The organism is Allocoleopsis sp., from assembly GCF_036703385.1.
Lineage (GTDB): Bacteria > Cyanobacteriota > Cyanobacteriia > Cyanobacteriales > Coleofasciculaceae > Allocoleopsis.
The window spans coordinates 1-16,736 of sequence record NZ_DATNPA010000043.1 but is presented as its reverse complement, the minus strand read 5'-3'; the positions used below and the strand labels follow the sequence as shown (position 1 = coordinate 16,736).

The window sequence follows — 16,736 nt, the reverse complement described above, 5'->3', positions numbered from 1 at the left end:
CGGAAAGTAATTTAATTTAACATATTTTATGTCTTTGTTTGTCCAAAGTCCAATCAGTGAGCAACTCTACAACACTCAATCAAAGGCTCTGTGGCGATCGCTTCTAGCTCAACTGACTCTAACAGTTCTTTCCAGGCGTCATTAACGTTAGAATCGTTCGGACGCTCATGGCGCAATTGAGAAAGAACAATCAACGTTTCTAGCCAAATTCCAGCCCCAGCATACACCTCTGCCTGCTTGAGGGGTTCTATTGCATCAGCTAGCTTAGTCTTTTGATCTGAACTGAGTTGTGTACGCTCAATCATCCCCCGAAGATAATCCTGCTCCTCAGGCTTTTCCGGATTACAAATTAGCGCCAACTGCCACACATATTCTTTGCCAGTTTCCAAAGATACAGCCTTCGGGAGACTCAGTTTCACAACACCGGGTATCTCCTCTAAAGCCAAGGTGGTTTTGTAAACTTCCCGATCCCGATCCGGGTCAAAGATCACAAATTCTGCGGACTTAGCTTCAGTTTGCGGAACATACCAAAATAAAGTAGGATTGGCGGAAACTGTTGTTGCCACATTATTGTTGGGGATCAAAGCCGTTAAAGGCTTATTGCCCTTGATACACCACTGCCGCCCATGCATCCCTCGCCCCATCGACGCCCGTATCCCTGGGATTTTAAATCTCAATCTCCTTCTAGGCTTCTTTGACACCAAGGTAACACCACTGACTTCTGGAGACTGAGATCTAAGCTGTGGTACAGCAAGAGAGACACTCACAAGTTCTAGACTTAGGGCGACACCAACAACGACCAAATACAACAGATTCTTCTGACAAGCCATGCTTAAACATTCTCCTAGTCAAAGGAATAGACTAGAACTTACGCCTTGACTGAACAGCAAAAGTATGAATCATAAATTTAGCATGAAGTGCTACAGTTTTTGAAAAATTTTAAGGAAGGATTTTCAAACAAGCTCTCTTATATTTTGTTGGCAAAAACCACGCTTCAAGAGGTAATGAAAGTTAATGCATAATACAGTCTATTTATAGAGTACGTCAGTCTTCACCGTTGAGAAATTAGACCCCCTGCATGTTTTGATGCTATGCTCCTAACCGTCTGTAGAATTAGCACATCAGTTCTGCCCTAGGCAAACTGACTTAGAATTAGACATGCAGGGGCGAACGTGAGGATTGTTTCCATGCCTCAACCGAAGATGTTCAAAACCTTCATAACGGCTATACTTTTCCTCTGTTTAGCTTCTCCTATACTCCTGAATGGAACTAACCTAGGAAAATCAAGCACTTTAGCATGGGCGCAAACGAGGAGTGAGCGAAAAGCTGATGCTTGGCAACTGCTACAAGAGGGAAAACGGCAGCTGGATAAATCTCAATTCCAAGCCGCGTTAGAGAAAGTCCAGCAAGCTTTAGCGATTTACAGAGAACTGTGCGATCGGGCAGGCGAAGCAGCAGCCCTCAATTCCCTTGGAGAAGTCTACATCGGTTGGAGCCAAGATGCCAAAGCCTTGGAAAGTTTGCAACAAGCTTTGGCAATCTCTAAAGAAGTGAAAGATCGGTCTGGAGAAGGAAAAAATCTCGACAATCTTGGGAAAGTTTACAACGGTCTGAGTCTATATTCCAAAGCGCTGGACGTTTTGCAGCAGGCTCTTTTGATTCATCAAGAAGTTGGCGATCGCGTAGGGGTTGGGAAAACTTTCAACAACCTTGGAGAGGTTTACAGTAATTTGGGTCAGTATTCTAGGGCGATGGAGTTGTTTGAGCAAGCCTTAGCCATCCACAGAGAAATTGGCAACAAGGTAGATGTTGGAACGACCCTGGATAACATTGGGTTAGTATACGTCGATTTGGGACAGTATGCCAAGGCGCTGGAATTTCATCAGCAAGCTTTATCCATTTTCAGAGAATTCAGAAATCGAGCTGAAGAGGCGAAGGTTCTCAACAACATTGGGTTAGCTTATTATTATCTGGGTCAAAATTCCCAAGGCTTAAGTCAGTATCTCGAATCCCTACAATTCTTTAAGCAAGCCTTAGCCATCCACAGAGAAACGGGAGTTCGCGCTGAAGAGGGAGCGACTCTCAACAACATTGGGTTAGTTTATGACGGTCTCAGTCAGACTACAAAAGCACTAGAATTCTATCAGCAAGCCTTACCCATTTTCCGAGAATCCCACCTTCGGGCTGAGGAAGGAACAACTCTGAATAACATCGGATTAGCTTACTACAATATCGGTCAGTATCCCCAAGCGTTGGAATTTTATCAACAAGCCTTAGCCATTAACCGAGAGCTAAAGGTTCATGCCACGGAGGGAATTACTCTTACTAATATCGGTGCCTTGTTAGAAAAACAAAAGCAGCCCGAGTTAGCTATCATTTTTTACAAACAATTTGTCAACCTCGCTGAGGCAATTCGACAAGATATACGAGTGCTGCCGCGTGAACAACAGGAGTCGTATACAAAAACGGTAGCCTATACCTATCGCTCGCTAGCCACCCTTTTACTATCGCAAGGGCGGGTTTTAGAGGCACAGCAGGTATTGGAACTGTTGAAGATACAGGAGATTCGCAACTTCACCAAAGATACTCGGGCAGGGGTTCAGACGACTGGAATTGCCTTAAATCCAACTGAAAAACAAATTGTTAAAGAGTATGGCACTCTGATTAGGTTTGGGCAGCAGCTAGAAACGTGCCAGCAGACTCAATGTGAGGCTCTCTCGCGGCTGTTAGATCAGCGTGATGCCTTAACGCAGCGCTACAACCAAACCGTGAGGCAGCTAGAACAAGAAATTCGCACTCGCCGCGCTGAAGATGATGCTTTTTTTGACCCTAAAAAACTGAGCAAAACCCAAGAAATTGTTGAAGTCCAACCGCACACTGTACTGATTTATCCTTTGGTGCTAGAAGACAAAATCTGGCTGTTGTGGGCATCTAAGGGCGGCATTGTCAACAGTTTTAAAGTTAACAACGTAGGAGAACGCCATCTGGCGGAGACTGTCTTGAAGTTCCGCCAATTACTGCAAGACTCTAATTCTGATCTTGCCGCTGTGAAGGCGACGGGTAAGCAACTTTACGATTGGCTTATTTTGCCCCTCGAAGTGGAACTAAAAGCCAATAAAATTCAAAACTTGGTTTTCTCATTGGATCGAGCCACGCGCTACATTCCCATGAGTGCTTTATTTGATGGAAAAAACTATCTGATTGAGAACTATGCCATTTCCACAGTGCTTTCAGCTGACCTGACGGATCTGCGCGATCGCCTTAGTAATCAAAATACCTCTGTTTTGGCACTGGGTTTGTCTAACGGCGTCGCTGGCTTTAATCCTCTGCCCAATGTACCTGCTGAATTAGATGCCATTGTGCGGAAAAAGCCGAACGATACGCAAGGAATTTATCCCGGTTTAGAGTTTCTTAACAGTGCTTTCGACTTTCGGGCGCTACGCGATCATCTCGTGGGTCACCAACTGTTGCATATTGCCACTCATGGAAAATTCGTGCCTGGTAACCCAGATGCTTCCTATCTTCTGTTAGGTACGGGTAAGGAATTAGCTATTCCAACGATTGCTACCTTGCAAGATTTGCGTCAGGTTCACTTAGTGGTACTGTCAGCTTGCGAGACAGCACTCGGTGGCCCGGGACAGGATGGCACCGAGATTTCAGGTATCAGTTACTACTTTCTCAATGCTGGGGCTAAGGCGGTTATGGCTTCCCTGTGGCAAGTTAATGATGAAAGCACGAGCCGACTGATGCAAAACTTCTACGGCAACTTGGCAAAAGGAAGCTCCACTGCACCAATAACGAAAGCCTCAGCCCTACGGCAAGCCCAACTTTTTCTGTTAAGGGGTAGTGTGCCAAGAGCTGAGAGTGCAGACTCTAGGGCAAGCCTGGAGATTAGACCAAGACAGGCTTCGCAAACTGCTTTAACCAATAGTACTGCTCCTAGTTTTGCTCATCCTTACTATTGGGCACCCTTCATTTTGATTGGCAATTGGATGTAATAGGCGCAAATATAGCAAAGCTGACACCAGCCGCAAAGTAGGAATTGGAATGCTTGTCAGATCAAGATTTCAGCCTTGTGTTGAGCCAAGGATTGGTTCTCTGAATGCAACCACAAAAAGTCAGATATGGCCGAGTCGGGTCATTACTCTCCGCTCTAGTTGCTCCTAATCAGAAGTTCCCCGCGTCGCGGGGAACTTCTGATTAGAGGATTGATAAGAGATTATCGGTTGTACCAATTCCCCGCAGAGGCAGTTTAATGGTAAACGTGCTGCCTTTCCCTAACTCGCTTTGCACGCTGATGCTACCGTGATGAGCTTGTGCGATCGCATTGGCAATAGGCAATCCCAAGCCCGAACCACCAGTTGTTAAAGAGCGATCGCTACTTACGCGGTAAAATCGGTCAAAAATCCGCGTCTGCTCCTCCGGTGCAATCCCAATCCCCGTATCTTGGACGTAAATCACGGCGTAATGGGAACAGCAATCCAAAATTAGTGTCACTTCACCCTCACAAGGAGTGTATCGAATGGCATTGACGACTAAATTGGAAACCAGGCGATAGAGTTGCTCCGCATCGCCTGTTACCTCCAACGGTTCAGATACCCGAATCTGGCTCGTCAGCAACACATCCGCCGCGAAGGCTAAGGCGGATAGTTCCTCTGCCACATCACTTACCAAATCGTTGATATTCACACAATCTCCCCGGATTAGGGGTTGGCGGATGCCTCTCAATTGCTGATCGATGCGGCACAGCATAAGTAAATCCTCGGCAAGTTCTTGCAGTCGCTGACTCTGACGCCGTGTGGTTTGTAAGGTGTCTCGTGCTTCCTGCTCACTCATAGTCGGCAACATTAACGTTGATTCAACCGTTGCTCGAATCGCTGCCAAAGGGGTTCTCAACTCGTGAGCCGCGTCGGCGGTAAACTGTTGAATTTGTTGATAAGAGCGGTAAATCGGCTGTATCGCCAGCCCTGCTAGCCACCAGCTAGAACCTGCTACCAGAAGCATTGCCAGCGGTAGCCCCACAAATAAAATCCATTTTACGGCGGCGAGATACTTTTCAAAGTCTTGCAAACTTCGCCCAACTTGGATGTAACCCCAAACTCGATAATCCTGGGTGTGGAGGATAAATGTAATTTGGCGGTAGCGAATTCCAGCAGCATCCGTAAGGTTTTGCCATTCTTGTTGGTTAGAAGTGATGGGCAATTGTTCCGGTTGCAGCCCCGCTAAAGCTACCAACTGTCCGGAGCGATCCAATAAGCGCATATAATATTGGCCTTGGTGGATAGCCCCAACTGTATGACGTTGAGAGTTTGTGACATTAGAGCAGTTGCTTCCCACTGCACACACATCGGGCAACAAGTGTTTTATTCCGGGTTCTAGGCGTCCAGGCTGTTTGAGAACGGGTTCAAGGCTGTCATGCAGCGTTCCAGCCACAGTGTCTAATTCTCGGTCAATCGTCATCCAATGAGCATGTGCGATCGCTTCGTAAACCCCTAATCCAGACAAACCCAGAATCACCCCCATCACCCCAGCATACCCACTTGCTAATCGCCAGCGAGTTAGCCGAAACAGTCTATTTTGATTCATTGTTTGCAAAGTCTGCCTCTGTCGCCTCAGACTTTAGTCGGGTTAAACCGATAACCCAAGCCATAGACTGTTTCAATTAAATCCTCAAATCCTGGAATTGCCAGCTTGCGCCGCAAAAGTCGTATTTGTGCTGCCACTACATGACTCAGGGGTTCGCTACCCAATTCCCAAAGCTGATCTAGAAGCTGATCGCGGGTAATAATTTGGTTGGGATGCCTCATGAAATACTCTAAAAGCTGAAATTCCTTAGCTGTCATCGGAATCACCTGTTGTTCACCTGCTTGGTCAATTCGCCAAACTGAGTAGGTACTGTAATCCAATGTGAGATTGCCGACTTGTAGCTGCTGTGATTGTAACTGAGGCTGTCGCCTTTGCAAGGCTCGAACCCGTGCCAATAGTTCCGGCATACCAAAGGGTTTGACTAAATAGTCATCGGCACCTGCATCTAAACCCGTTACCTTATCCTCCATGCTGTCTTTTGCCGTTAGCATCAGCACAGGTAAAGGGCGCTTTTGACCTCTCAAACGCTTTAACAGCTCGATTCCTGACAATCCAGGCAGGAGCCAATCGAAGATAGCTAAGGTGTATTGTGTCCACTGGTTTTCTAACTGCTCCCAAGCCTCTGTTCCACTCAGAACCCAGTCAACGATATAGCCTGATTGATACAAAGCCCGCTTAATTGCAGCTCCCAGATCTGGCTCATCTTCAACCAGCAATACCCGCATGGAAACACACCTTCTCTCTAGTGGTCAGTTGGTATTTGGGCGGTGCCAAGGGCTATATTCCCTGAGTTCATTTCAACCGATTGACCAGATACCTGAAAAAGTGTAGCACCTGTGGTGAGCAATGCTGGATCGGCGGCTATTGCTAAAGCGATAGTTATAATCACTGCTTCTATTAGCCTCTTCATCATGCTTCTCCTTCTTCAAATAATGAAATAAAGTCCGTTTTGAAATATTTAAATTACGTAATTTCCCCTAAAAAATACAAAAATAATTAACCTTTCTCTTCCTAGTCTAATCGTAGAATATAAAATTATATTTAATTTACTGCTCTCTCTAGCTAGTATTTTTTATTGATTTGATAAAGATTAAAATTTTTCAATGAGAGGAAAATACACGAAATTATCCGAGTACTATTGTCTCGGTTTTTTCTAGGGGGCAGAGTAACCAAAAATGCTATAATTTCTAGCGAACCAAACTTGCTGCTTGTCTCCTTTGCAGCTCAATTGCCGGAATTAGTAATGAGTCATCCTTCAAGAGTTGACGGAAATGGGCTCAGGTTTACCCCGATTATTGTTCGATCGCAACCGTATAATCAATCGCGATACTTCCCCAATCCAGAGAACGACAGAGGTTCCTCCAATAATGCCGATCCAGTCGTTCCAAGGCAAGGGTACCGTTCTAAAGACACTGCCACCAAACTGAATAATCAGGATTTGACCGAAAAAGATTGTCGCACCGATGATGATAAATCCTTTGTTTTTAGAAAGGTGGGCAAAAGCAGACTGCTTTAAACCCAAGCATCGAGCATTAAATAAATTCCAAAACTGGAACATAACAAAGACAGCAAAAAAGACAGAAAGTTCATAAGGGGTTAGACCTTCATCTCTACGAATATAAAGTAAAAAGCCAACCAGAAAAATCAAAAACCCCAAGCCTGTAATCAAAATGTTCTTCGCCATTGATTTGGAAACGATAAAGGCTTCTGGGTCACGGGGATAACGCTCCATGACACTCCAGTGCGGGGGTTCTGTCGCTAATGCTAAAGCGGCAAACGTATCCATAATTAAATTCACCCAGAGCATTTGAGTGACAGTCAAAGGAAGTGCTACTCCCAGAAATGGCCCCAATAAAGCAATTCCCAAGGCTGCAACATTAATCGTTAATTGAAAAAGAATAAATCGCTGAATATTCTCATACAGAGATCGACCCCAAACAATCGCATTGACAATGCTGCGGAAAGAATCATCGAGCAGGATAATATCACTAGCTTCTTTGGTGATCGCCGTGCCACTTCCCATTGCTAAGCCAACATGAGCTTGCTTCAGTGCAGCTGCATCATTTGTTCCGTCCCCGGTAACGCCAACAATGTGGCCATTTTCTTGTAATAGTTTCACCAAGCGAAACTTATCCAGGGGACAAGCTCTAGAAAGAACTTTCAACTCTTTGACAGCAAGTTTGGCTTCCTCATCACTCAATTGGTTAAATTGTTGACCTGTCAGATGCAGATAACGGCTAGGGTTGCTATCACCCTCTTGCCAAAGACCAATCTGACGCACAATTTCCAGAACCGTTTCTGGGCTATCTCCCGTCACAACTTTGACCTGAATTCCTGCATCTAGACAGGCACAAATAGCGTCAGGCACGTCTGAACGCAAGGGGTCAGAAATGGCAACAAATCCTAACCAAGTTAAAGAATGGTCAATCTCATCAAGTTCTATCTCGGTTGCCTCCTGGGAAATATCTTGATAAGCAAACCCCAGAGTTCGCATTCCACGCTGTTGGTAAGCTTTCAGGCTAGCAAGAATAGCCGTGTGATCAGTGAGTCGGGTCTTACCCTCTTCAGTGAGAATTTGTGAGCAGTGTTCTAAAATAACCTCTGGTGCACCTTTAATGTAGAGAACATCTCCGCTGGTTACCGATGATGTTCCCAACGTCCTCATGTATTTTTTCTGAGCTGAGAAGGAAAATCGAAATTTAGACTGAAAGTTATTCCGATAAGGAATGTAATCAATATTTTGATTATCGAGCCATAAAAGTAAAGCTCCCTCCGTTGCATTCCCGATCGCAACAGGTGAACAGAGTGGCTTTTTCTCTAAATCCGCTGTGCTATTGGCTGCGATCGCTTCAGCAATTAATGATTGAGCCCACTGAACATCGGGTTGCTGGGAATTCAGGCAAGGAAAGTTGACCTCTTGCACCCGCATTTGGTTTTGGGTAAGCGTGCCTGTTTTATCCGAACAAATAACTGTCGCGGCTCCAATCGTCTCACAGGCGTGCATTCGCCGCACGAGATTATGGGACGCTGCCATTTTTCGCATACTGTAAGCTAGGGAGAGCGTTACGCTCATCGCCAAGCCTTCAGGGACTGCCACAACAATAATGGTGACCGCAACCATAAAATAATTGAGCAATGCCCTAGCTACACTGTTTGGTAACCAGCTCTGTCCGGAGGGTGGCAGGAGTCCCAACGCATAGCCCATAGCAATTCCCAGCGCCAAAAACCCTAACGCGAGAATACCCGTTTTAATCCATTCCACCAAGCGATCGCTCTCTAGCCAATGGGGGGGTTCAACCTCAGTGCCAGCAAGTTCAAAGCCATCGTAGATTACAGGGAGCCAAACTCGAACAAGCGCCACGAGTACACTTATAATCAGCAGTCCGGCAAAATATGCCTGTTGGAATGTGAGACTTAACTCCCCAGTTGCAAAGCCACGCACAACTAGCGCAACGAATATTAAACCTGAAAAGGAAAGACCTACTACACCAATTAGTTTACTAAGTCGTTCGAGTTGGACATTGAGCGGTGTTTTTTCCCCGGATTCCACCGTTGCCACTGCTGTCGCCACTTTCCCAATTTCAGTTTGGTCGCCAACGGCAGTCAGCTCAAATAATCCTTCTCCCTGCTCAACAATCGTACCGCGATAGACCTTATAAGCTGGGTAGGTCGCCTCTGCACTACTATATGCCTCTGCATTTGCCTGGGCGTACTTCTTAACGGGTTCTGATTCTCCCGTAATTTTGGACTGATCGAGATAGAGAGAGACTTCTTCTAAAACCTCTCCGTCCGCTGGGACTTCTTCACCCTGTTCAATATAAACAATGTCGCCGACCACCAAGTCTTTGCGAGGAATACTGGTAAAGTGACCGTCTCGAATGACCTTGGCTGGGACTTCATCATAAACTTGGTTCAAAATTTCAAATTCTTGACTCGCTTTATATTCATTAATGAAGGCAAGTGTTGTCGCCAGTAAGATGGCAGCTATAATCCCCAAGCCCTCGATGTATTCGTCCTCAACAATTCCTACACTGATGGCAATCACAGCAGCAATCATCAAGATACGGATGACTGGGTCTTCAAATTTTCCCAAGAACAATTTCCACCACGGGTCACGTTCTGGAGGAGTGAGAACGTTAGCACCGTACTTTTGGCGGTTGACCTTGACCTCAGGGGAGGTCAGTCCTGAATAGGGCAGGGTGCGATCGCTTGTGGTAGGGGATATAGTGCGATCGCTGACGTTGCGACTAACCATATTCATTTCATTGAATTGCAGGGTTGGAGGCTGACACCGCTCCATACTTAGGGAATAGGAATCAGCTACCTAGTCAAATCCAAACCCAATTAATCATCTGGATCTCTAATAGTACTGTCAAATGAACAGACTGCCTAATTCTGGCGGCAAAGTCCCGTTTTTTATCCTCGGTTCACTTGAAAATTTGAGTTCAACTCTGCTCGTGTCTGCTATAACTAGCCAGACCAAAAATGTCGCAGAAGCTGATGGTCTAGGGTACACCCTTTAAAAGGTAATAAGCAGCTGTCTATTGAGAATTGCCAGTTACCCCATAGAGAGATGTCTATTTTAAACCTTTCTCAGGAACTAATTGTTAGGCTGTACAATCAGAGACCTAAGTTTTCCGCCGTGATTACTCGATCGCTGAGTTGAAGTTGCTAGATTAATAGCTTAACCGCTTTTTATCATCCATGAGCATGAAGGCTCGGCTTGAGGGTCGATCTAAATTAGAAAAGTAACTTCCATTTAATGACCTCCCGATCTGGGGTGTGGAATGCAGAGTAATAGTGCAATGGTGGAGGATTACTGCTTTGTTTGCCAAGAAGTCTAAAAAATCTCAACAACGTCATCCGCCGCGTTCACCCTCAGTAGCCAAAGCCGACTCTCTTAGCGATTGCGCTCATCGGCAGCCCACTGCCCTAAAGCAGGCGGCTAAAGGTACTTTCGGGTCTAAGGGGAGCATCGGCAGAAAGGGCGATCGCAAACCAAGGGGTTCTAAGCCAAGTTGGCGACGGCGTTTCCAATACTATTATTGGCGTTTAGTCCGTTTACGAGGAAAACCAGAAGCACTGGCACGGGGTTTAGCCTGTGGGGTATTTGCTGGTTTGTTTCCCTTCTTTGGTTCCCAGACACTTCTAGCCGTTTTGCTAGCCTTTCTGTTTCGGGGCAATAAAATTTTAGCGTTAGTTGGGCCTTGGATTAGTAATCCTTTTACTTCTGTACCCATTTATGCTTTTAATTTCTACATAGGGAAATGGCTGCTAAACGACCATACTCCAGCTGAGATAAATTGGCGATCTTGGGAGGATATTAAGGAGTTAGGGATAGAAATTATCTGGCCTCTATTTGTCGGCTGTGTGGTTGTCGGGTTAGTCTGCGCCATTATTAGTTATTTCCTCGGCTTGCGGCTCATTCACCGAGTCCGTGCCTCCCACCAGCAGCGCCATCGGCGCAAGCGGATGGAACATCTGCATCAGCGCTATCCTGAACAGTACTGATTAGACCTTTTGCGTGCTTCCTTCTAGGACAGGCTATAAGGGCCATCCCAACAAGAGGCATTTTTTCTTGTGGGGTAGGCGTCCCGCCTGCCCCACAATTTTGATGAAAAAGAATGCTCTGCAAGAAGTCTTAATCTCTATACAAAATCCCCCCTGCCCACAGATTAAATTATGTCCAAGTTAAACCCAATTGGTATTAAGTAGGTGGGTGAAAATAAACACAACATGGGTAGGGCGGGTTTTGAACGCAAGAAACGGGCTATTGACAAGCCTGATCACTAAACTCGCCCCTACAAACGTGACATTTATAATACCAAATGGTATAAGTCCCTGATGGGCTGTGGTGCGATCGCATCTTTTCTTGTTCCCCCCTTTATAAGGGGGGTTAGGGGGGTAGAAATCTAGCACTATTTAATCAAATTGGTATAACGCCGTATATCTTTAGATAGAAAAGTAGCAGTTATTGTCCCTAGTGTGCGAAATAACCTTAACGCAATCTGAAGCCTAAACCAAGATGCACTACCTGTCAGGTACGATGCAAAAAATGCGTGTCCTTGAATTGTTGAATGAATGACGTTTAACTAAAACCTGATAAACCCATGACTACCAATTCTCTCAACAGGGCATACCTCAAACCACTGCCATCTACTGCAACTGCACAACCCTACCTGTTATCCTCTACCCAAGACGTAGTAATTGGACGCGATCCAAGTTGTCAGATAGTGCTGGATGAGGTGACAGCAGGTATCGTTTCCAGGCGACATGCCTCAATTCGAGCTGGTGCTCAACCCAACCACTATGAGGTTTGCGATTTGGGGAGTGCTAACGGCACTTATATTAATGGCAAGCGCTTGCAGGGATGCTTGAAACTCGAAACAGGCGATCGCATTACCTTGGGAGTTAACGGGCTGTCCTTTCAATTTGAGTTATCCTCACTCCCCCCAACTGCAATTGGCAGCAATGGTACAACTGTCACTACCAACAGCCCAACACCAACAGCGAGTCAGAGCCACAATAATAGTACGATACAAAATAACTCAAAACCCGGTGGCTTCACGTTAACGAGAAATGTCCTAGCCAGCAGAAAAGCGGTACAGCTGGGATTGAGTGGGGCGGTGGGGGGCTGGTTAATCAGCCTAGTGGGAGAATTATTGTGGGATTCGAGTCCTTCTAGCTCTTTGATCGCCACTCTGGTTTCTACTGGCGCTTGGTTTGCCCTGATCAGTGCGGGAATTGCTATAGCGATCGCGATCGGCTATCAATATTACATCAATCGCCGTGTGCAAGTCTTTAAGGCAATTAGAGAAGTAGCGTTGTTTGCTGCGGTGGCAGGTGCCATCTCCGGCGCGATCGCTCAAGGCATCTATGTAGGATTTGGGGCGGGTGAATTGCTACGGGTGATTTGTTGGGGACTAGCAGGCGGATTATTGGGTATGGCACTTTCCGGCAAACTGCCTTCTTTAGATCGGATTCGTGGATTGCTGGGCGGTGCAATGGGAGGGGTATTGGGAGGGATTATCTTTATCCTGTTAAGTTACACCCTGTCTGATACCTATGGTCGTCTCTTTGGCTGTGCTGCGATCGGTTTTTGCATTGGGGTGATGCTGATTGTAGTTGATACTTTATTTAGCAAAGCTTGGCTGGTATTTGACTACGATGATGGCTCCACTCGCACCCTTAACATTGGTAAGGAACCAATTACAGTAGGCAGCGACGAGGCGCTTTCTATTGTGAGTGTTCAGAATGCGCCACCTGTCGCCCTACGTTTTACTTTAGAGCAAGGTCAAATTATCGGTGAGGATGTAGCAGCTGGGACGAAAACGACTCTACGCCCTGGTTACACTAAGCGTGTTGGCAATTGCACAATAACAATCGATGCAGCGTCTTAGCAGGGCAGGTTTTGAACATGAGAAACTGATTCTTGTCATGCATTATCGCTAAACCCGCGCCTACAAATTTATCTCCGTTTTTGTACGCTTACCTACTTAGACAAAATAATCAATAGCAATTCTCTAGTGAAATCCTATGGAATTAATTAACGATGAATGCCCCGACAACTTGATGGAAGCGCTCCTTGAAGTTCGCAACAGTGGCTGGTGCAACCTAATAGATAGGGTTTGTGTCATTGATACTCTCCGCACCTTCGGTTACGAAAAAGCAGCGTCTTGGCTAGAGCGTCACAAAAACAACTATGACAAGATTGTCATGGATGATTTTTCCGAGTTTTTTTCCGAGTGGTTGAGTGCCCATTTTCCCTACGCTAGGGAATCTCTAGCGCAACGAGTTGCCAGAGAGACCGGGTTAGAACTGATTGACGATTGATATCGTTGACTGGTTGCTAGGCAAGCACAGACGCCGTTAAGCTGTTTCTAGCCAATCGAAAATTTGCTCTAACTGCTTTTTTGTCACCAATCCGTACTGCCAAAGCACCATTGGAAAAAGATTTAGACTATCGGGTTGATGGCGCACAGCCAAATCAATGGAAGTGGATGGAATTGCCAAGTCATCCCGTAAAAAACGAATCAATCGTTGCAACCGTTTTGAATTCATTGTTCAAGCCCTGCATAAGTAACTTCTTTTCGGTGTAAAGTTCAAGTTACTGGCAAATTGTGAGTATTTTGTGATTTATCTGAGCAAGTATCCCAACAGTAAGGTAAATCAGGGGCATAAGCAGAAAACAATTAACTTTTATTGCGTTTCCTGGCAGACAGTAGGAGTTTCACCTGATAAGGATCGGCATCTTTGCGCCAATAGACGCGATAACCTTTAATTTCCGCGCAGTGTTCTTTCAGACATCTTTGCCAACCTTTACGAGTACCAATTGTGCTAGTTTCATCCAGTAGTCCCCACTTCTCTTCCTGCTGGGTGAGTTTGGCAAACTTTTCATACTGGGGATAGTCCGCTGTAACAAAAGTTTCTTTGCGGTGCAAGATAGGAGGATTTTCAGAAGTGTCGTAGTCGCGGTAAACCACCTGCAAATCCCGCAAGTCAATCTGCATACTGGTGTGCAAAGTAGGATGGGGTTCAGTGTCGAAGTCGGGGTAAAACAGGTAAGAAATTTTCGGCACGTTGAAATGGAACTTAACTAGAGTAGCGCCATCCATACGACCAATAGTGCGACTGGCGCATCCTTCGTAGAGTCTTAGTTGAGGATTGAGGACTTCGAGTGCCGATACGTGAACGTATAGGGCATTAGGAAGGAGTTTTCCGATCGCACTTCGTTTGCAGCAGTTGGCAATGAGGCGCAAGTCACCCACACTCACTAGCATCAAATCAGCTGCCGCACAGGCTTGCTTGTAGTTGCCGAAGAGTCCTTTAATATCGTTTTGCAAGACACTATCCAACTTGCCAAATTTGAGACGGTGGCTGAATTGTGTTAGGGCTAGGTAAACCAGAATGTCTTGACGGCGTTTTTCGGAAATGGCATCCCATTCAGCTTGATCAGTTGCTTGCAGAATAACTTGAAACGCACGGCGTAAGGTGGCAAATTCAGCCAGAATATCGGGAATGCTGGATAGTTCAGTGCTGGTAGGGAGGCGTCCGCGCTCAGTAACAAAGTCCATTAAAGGGGTGAGAAGTTCCTGGTAGTCCTCAAACCGCTTAATGTTGGCGCGGATTCTGGGGGTAGTGGCGCGGGAACGGAAACGTGATGCCCGGAAGCTTTCTGCTTGGGCTTCATCCCGGAAGACGAAGTAAATCCCTAGGGCAACGGGAATCGCATCGACACTAAGAACTTGGTCGATATAGGCTTTGAGTTCTTGTTGTTCGTAGTATTTCTGAAAGGTATTGTGGCGGGTGACGATGCCGTCGCCGTAGGCAATTTGACCAGAAGCGCGGTCGTCAATTAAGACTTGGGCGGCAACAATCAGGACTTTTTGAGTGAGTTCCCAGGCTTTCAGTAAGGCTTCCCGACGTTCGGCTGGGTCTTCAATAACATTGATGACGTAGCCCAGATTAACGATCTCAGATGGGATGAGGGGATTGTCGGGTTGGTAGTAAGGGTCCCAGCCGACACTCGTATAACCTTGATTTCTGGTGCGATCAATATCGCCGCCATGACCGCAGCCGTAGTCGAAAAAGGTGGTATCTTTGGTTAATATTGCGCTTTCTATTGCCAATCGCACGGGCTTGGAGAGGTCAATCCGAGCGATCGCGGCTCTGTGACGCTCGATTTCAGGGGCTTCTGGGATTGGCGCAACCATAACTGAAGCTAGAGCTTTTCAGTAATATACCCCCTCAAGAGAATTCTTGGCTACAAGAATCATTTAAGCCGACGCTTTGTTCAATAACCGTTTCAAGATAGCAGGGCAATAGCAACGAGGTCTTCAATTTTCTTAATATTAGGGTCGCCTGCTAAGTAGCCAATACCCCGATGCAAGTGCAGGCGAAATTGAGTAGCAAGGGTTTCTTTGTCGAGAGGAAAGCCATCGTTATGGCAGCGTTGCTTGAGAGCGATGAGGAGAATATCCGACATTTCGCCACCGAACACTCGCCACGACATTTCAACATTACTATCCGTGATAATCGGGACTGGCGAGGGGATCGTGGGTTCGGCAAGAGAACGACAAAATGCCCAACGGCAGAGGATATTCCACTGGTCGATTTTAGTGAGGCGTTTGAGTTTGGTTAGTTGATCTTTGGCGGATTGGGAGAGTTTGATGCGATCAATGGGGGGTTCCATCTGTTTTTTGAGTTGAAGGAAAGAAGCAAGAACTACCTAAAACAAACCATAAATTCGCTTTTGTTACAAATCTTATCTTAAAAAAACCTTATGGAAACCAAAAGTAATTCAAACCATTACAGGTATTCACTTTCAGGAATTTACCCTCATACTTAACAAATAGGAAGCAGTAATTTTATATACAACTTTACAAGGAGTAGCGACAATGAATACAAGTGTGATTGAAGGTTTATTAATGACCCTGCTCAGTGCGGCAGTCTGCATCTGTTTGCCTAAAGTAGTATCGTTGCTCTGGTCGAAATACACTCATTGGCGTTCTACGAGTGGTACCCAAGTACAATCCAATCTGGATTTGTCCGCATCAAATATCTACTCTGCATTCACCCAAGAAAACCCCACTTCTTTCCCTGAAGTGTAACGCTACATAATTTTGGGAGATGGGAATAGAGAACATCTATATATTTTCATGAGGACAGGGCTTATTAAGAAGAAAATCCCTGTCCTTGCTTTTTTTTCCTATTCAGAAATCTCCAATTCTTCTTTGTAGAGTATATAAACAGCAAGAATTTACCGCTCTGTTGATACTCTATGTTCTGTGACTAAAGTAAGACTGACCCATTCCCCTTTGTCACTGTAACTGCGAACCAAACGCTGACGCTGGTCAGGTTGCAGCAACCAACCAACTTCTAGCACAAAACGGTGACCTGGTTTGATTTGCAACGGGCAGTTGGAAGAGGCACCATCAGGTAGCAGCAACACTTGAGTCGATAAGGGACTTTGGTCGAAGTGGAGAATTGAGCCATTGACTCTAGCGGTAGAACGGATAGTGCGAGCTGACGCCCCAGCTCCAAAAGTGAGCTGTTGTACGATGCGATGCCCTTCGGGCTTGTCCTTTGCGCGATCGCTGTCTTCACGCTGAATTTCCAGGTGAGTGGGATAAGTATCAGGCGATCGCCAA

The 16,736-nt window shown here is 45.9% G+C and carries 14 protein-coding genes; 5 read left to right on the top strand and 9 right to left on the bottom strand.

Annotation, left to right across the window (positions count from 1 at the left end; translation table 11 throughout):
• Positions 1–53: 53 nt before the first annotated feature.
• Entirely contained in the window at positions 54–830 is a 777-nt protein-coding gene (locus tag V6C93_RS02320; RefSeq protein WP_333475029.1) for a DUF928 domain-containing protein, read from the bottom strand.
• Between the two features lie 357 nt (positions 831–1,187).
• On the opposite strand from V6C93_RS02320, the gene V6C93_RS02315 reads away from it, so the two are divergent.
• Positions 1,188–3,998: a CHAT domain-containing protein gene (locus V6C93_RS02315; RefSeq protein ID WP_333475028.1), complete on the top strand. Its 2,811-nt coding sequence runs from the start codon at positions 1,188–1,190 to the stop codon at positions 3,996–3,998.
• A gap of 202 nt (positions 3,999–4,200) precedes the next feature.
• On the opposite strand, the gene rppB is transcribed toward V6C93_RS02315, so the two are convergent.
• The 4 genes from rppB to V6C93_RS02295 form a co-directional block, all read right to left on the bottom strand.
• Positions 4,201–5,586: a two-component system sensor histidine kinase RppB gene (gene rppB, locus V6C93_RS02310; RefSeq protein ID WP_333475027.1), complete on the bottom strand. Its 1,386-nt coding sequence runs from the start codon at positions 5,584–5,586 to the stop codon at positions 4,201–4,203.
• Positions 5,587–5,612: 26 nt separating this feature from the next.
• Positions 5,613–6,311 carry a two-component system response regulator RppA gene (gene rppA, locus V6C93_RS02305; RefSeq protein WP_333475026.1) on the bottom strand — a complete coding sequence of 233 codons (699 nt, stop codon included), beginning with the start codon at positions 6,309–6,311 and terminating at the stop codon, positions 5,613–5,615.
• A 17-nt stretch (positions 6,312–6,328) separates the two neighbouring features.
• On the bottom strand, positions 6,329–6,499 hold the full coding sequence (locus V6C93_RS02300) for a hypothetical protein (RefSeq protein ID WP_333475025.1): 171 nt from the start codon (positions 6,497–6,499) through the stop codon (positions 6,329–6,331).
• 342 nt (positions 6,500–6,841) lie between these two features.
• Positions 6,842–9,841, bottom strand: a complete 3,000-nt coding sequence (locus V6C93_RS02295) for a calcium-translocating P-type ATPase, PMCA-type (protein ID WP_349262596.1) — start codon at positions 9,839–9,841, stop codon at positions 6,842–6,844.
• A gap of 569 nt (positions 9,842–10,410) precedes the next feature.
• Here V6C93_RS02295 and V6C93_RS02290 point away from each other — a divergent pair.
• From V6C93_RS02290 to V6C93_RS02280, 3 genes are all read left to right on the top strand, one after another.
• Complete coding sequence (locus V6C93_RS02290; protein ID WP_333475023.1) at positions 10,411–11,097, top strand: DUF2062 domain-containing protein; 687 nt, start codon at positions 10,411–10,413, stop codon at positions 11,095–11,097.
• A 599-nt stretch (positions 11,098–11,696) separates the two neighbouring features.
• Positions 11,697–12,986 carry an FHA domain-containing protein gene (locus V6C93_RS02285; RefSeq protein ID WP_333475022.1) on the top strand — a complete coding sequence of 430 codons (1,290 nt, stop codon included), beginning with the start codon at positions 11,697–11,699 and terminating at the stop codon, positions 12,984–12,986.
• Positions 12,987–13,122: 136 nt separating this feature from the next.
• Positions 13,123–13,419 carry a hypothetical protein gene (locus V6C93_RS02280; RefSeq protein WP_333475021.1) on the top strand — a complete coding sequence of 99 codons (297 nt, stop codon included), beginning with the start codon at positions 13,123–13,125 and terminating at the stop codon, positions 13,417–13,419.
• Between the two features lie 36 nt (positions 13,420–13,455).
• Here V6C93_RS02280 and V6C93_RS02275 read toward each other — a convergent pair whose 3' ends face one another.
• From V6C93_RS02275 to dndE, 3 genes are all read right to left on the bottom strand, one after another.
• Positions 13,456–13,647, bottom strand: a complete 192-nt coding sequence (locus V6C93_RS02275) for a DUF2949 domain-containing protein (protein ID WP_333475020.1) — start codon at positions 13,645–13,647, stop codon at positions 13,456–13,458.
• A gap of 131 nt (positions 13,648–13,778) precedes the next feature.
• On the bottom strand, positions 13,779–15,299 hold the full coding sequence (locus tag V6C93_RS02270) for a DNA phosphorothioation-associated putative methyltransferase (protein WP_333475019.1): 1,521 nt from the start codon (positions 15,297–15,299) through the stop codon (positions 13,779–13,781).
• A 92-nt stretch (positions 15,300–15,391) separates the two neighbouring features.
• Entirely contained in the window at positions 15,392–15,778 is a 387-nt protein-coding gene (gene dndE / locus V6C93_RS02265) for a DNA sulfur modification protein DndE (RefSeq protein WP_333475018.1), read from the bottom strand.
• Between the two features lie 205 nt (positions 15,779–15,983).
• On the opposite strand from dndE, the gene V6C93_RS02260 reads away from it, so the two are divergent.
• Positions 15,984–16,196, top strand: a complete 213-nt coding sequence (locus V6C93_RS02260; RefSeq protein WP_333475017.1) for a hypothetical protein — start codon at positions 15,984–15,986, stop codon at positions 16,194–16,196.
• A 149-nt stretch (positions 16,197–16,345) separates the two neighbouring features.
• Here the strand turns inward: V6C93_RS02260 and V6C93_RS02255 are convergent.
• The coding region (locus V6C93_RS02255; protein WP_333475016.1) for a DUF3598 family protein at positions 16,346–16,736 on the bottom strand (391 nt) is incomplete at its 5' end.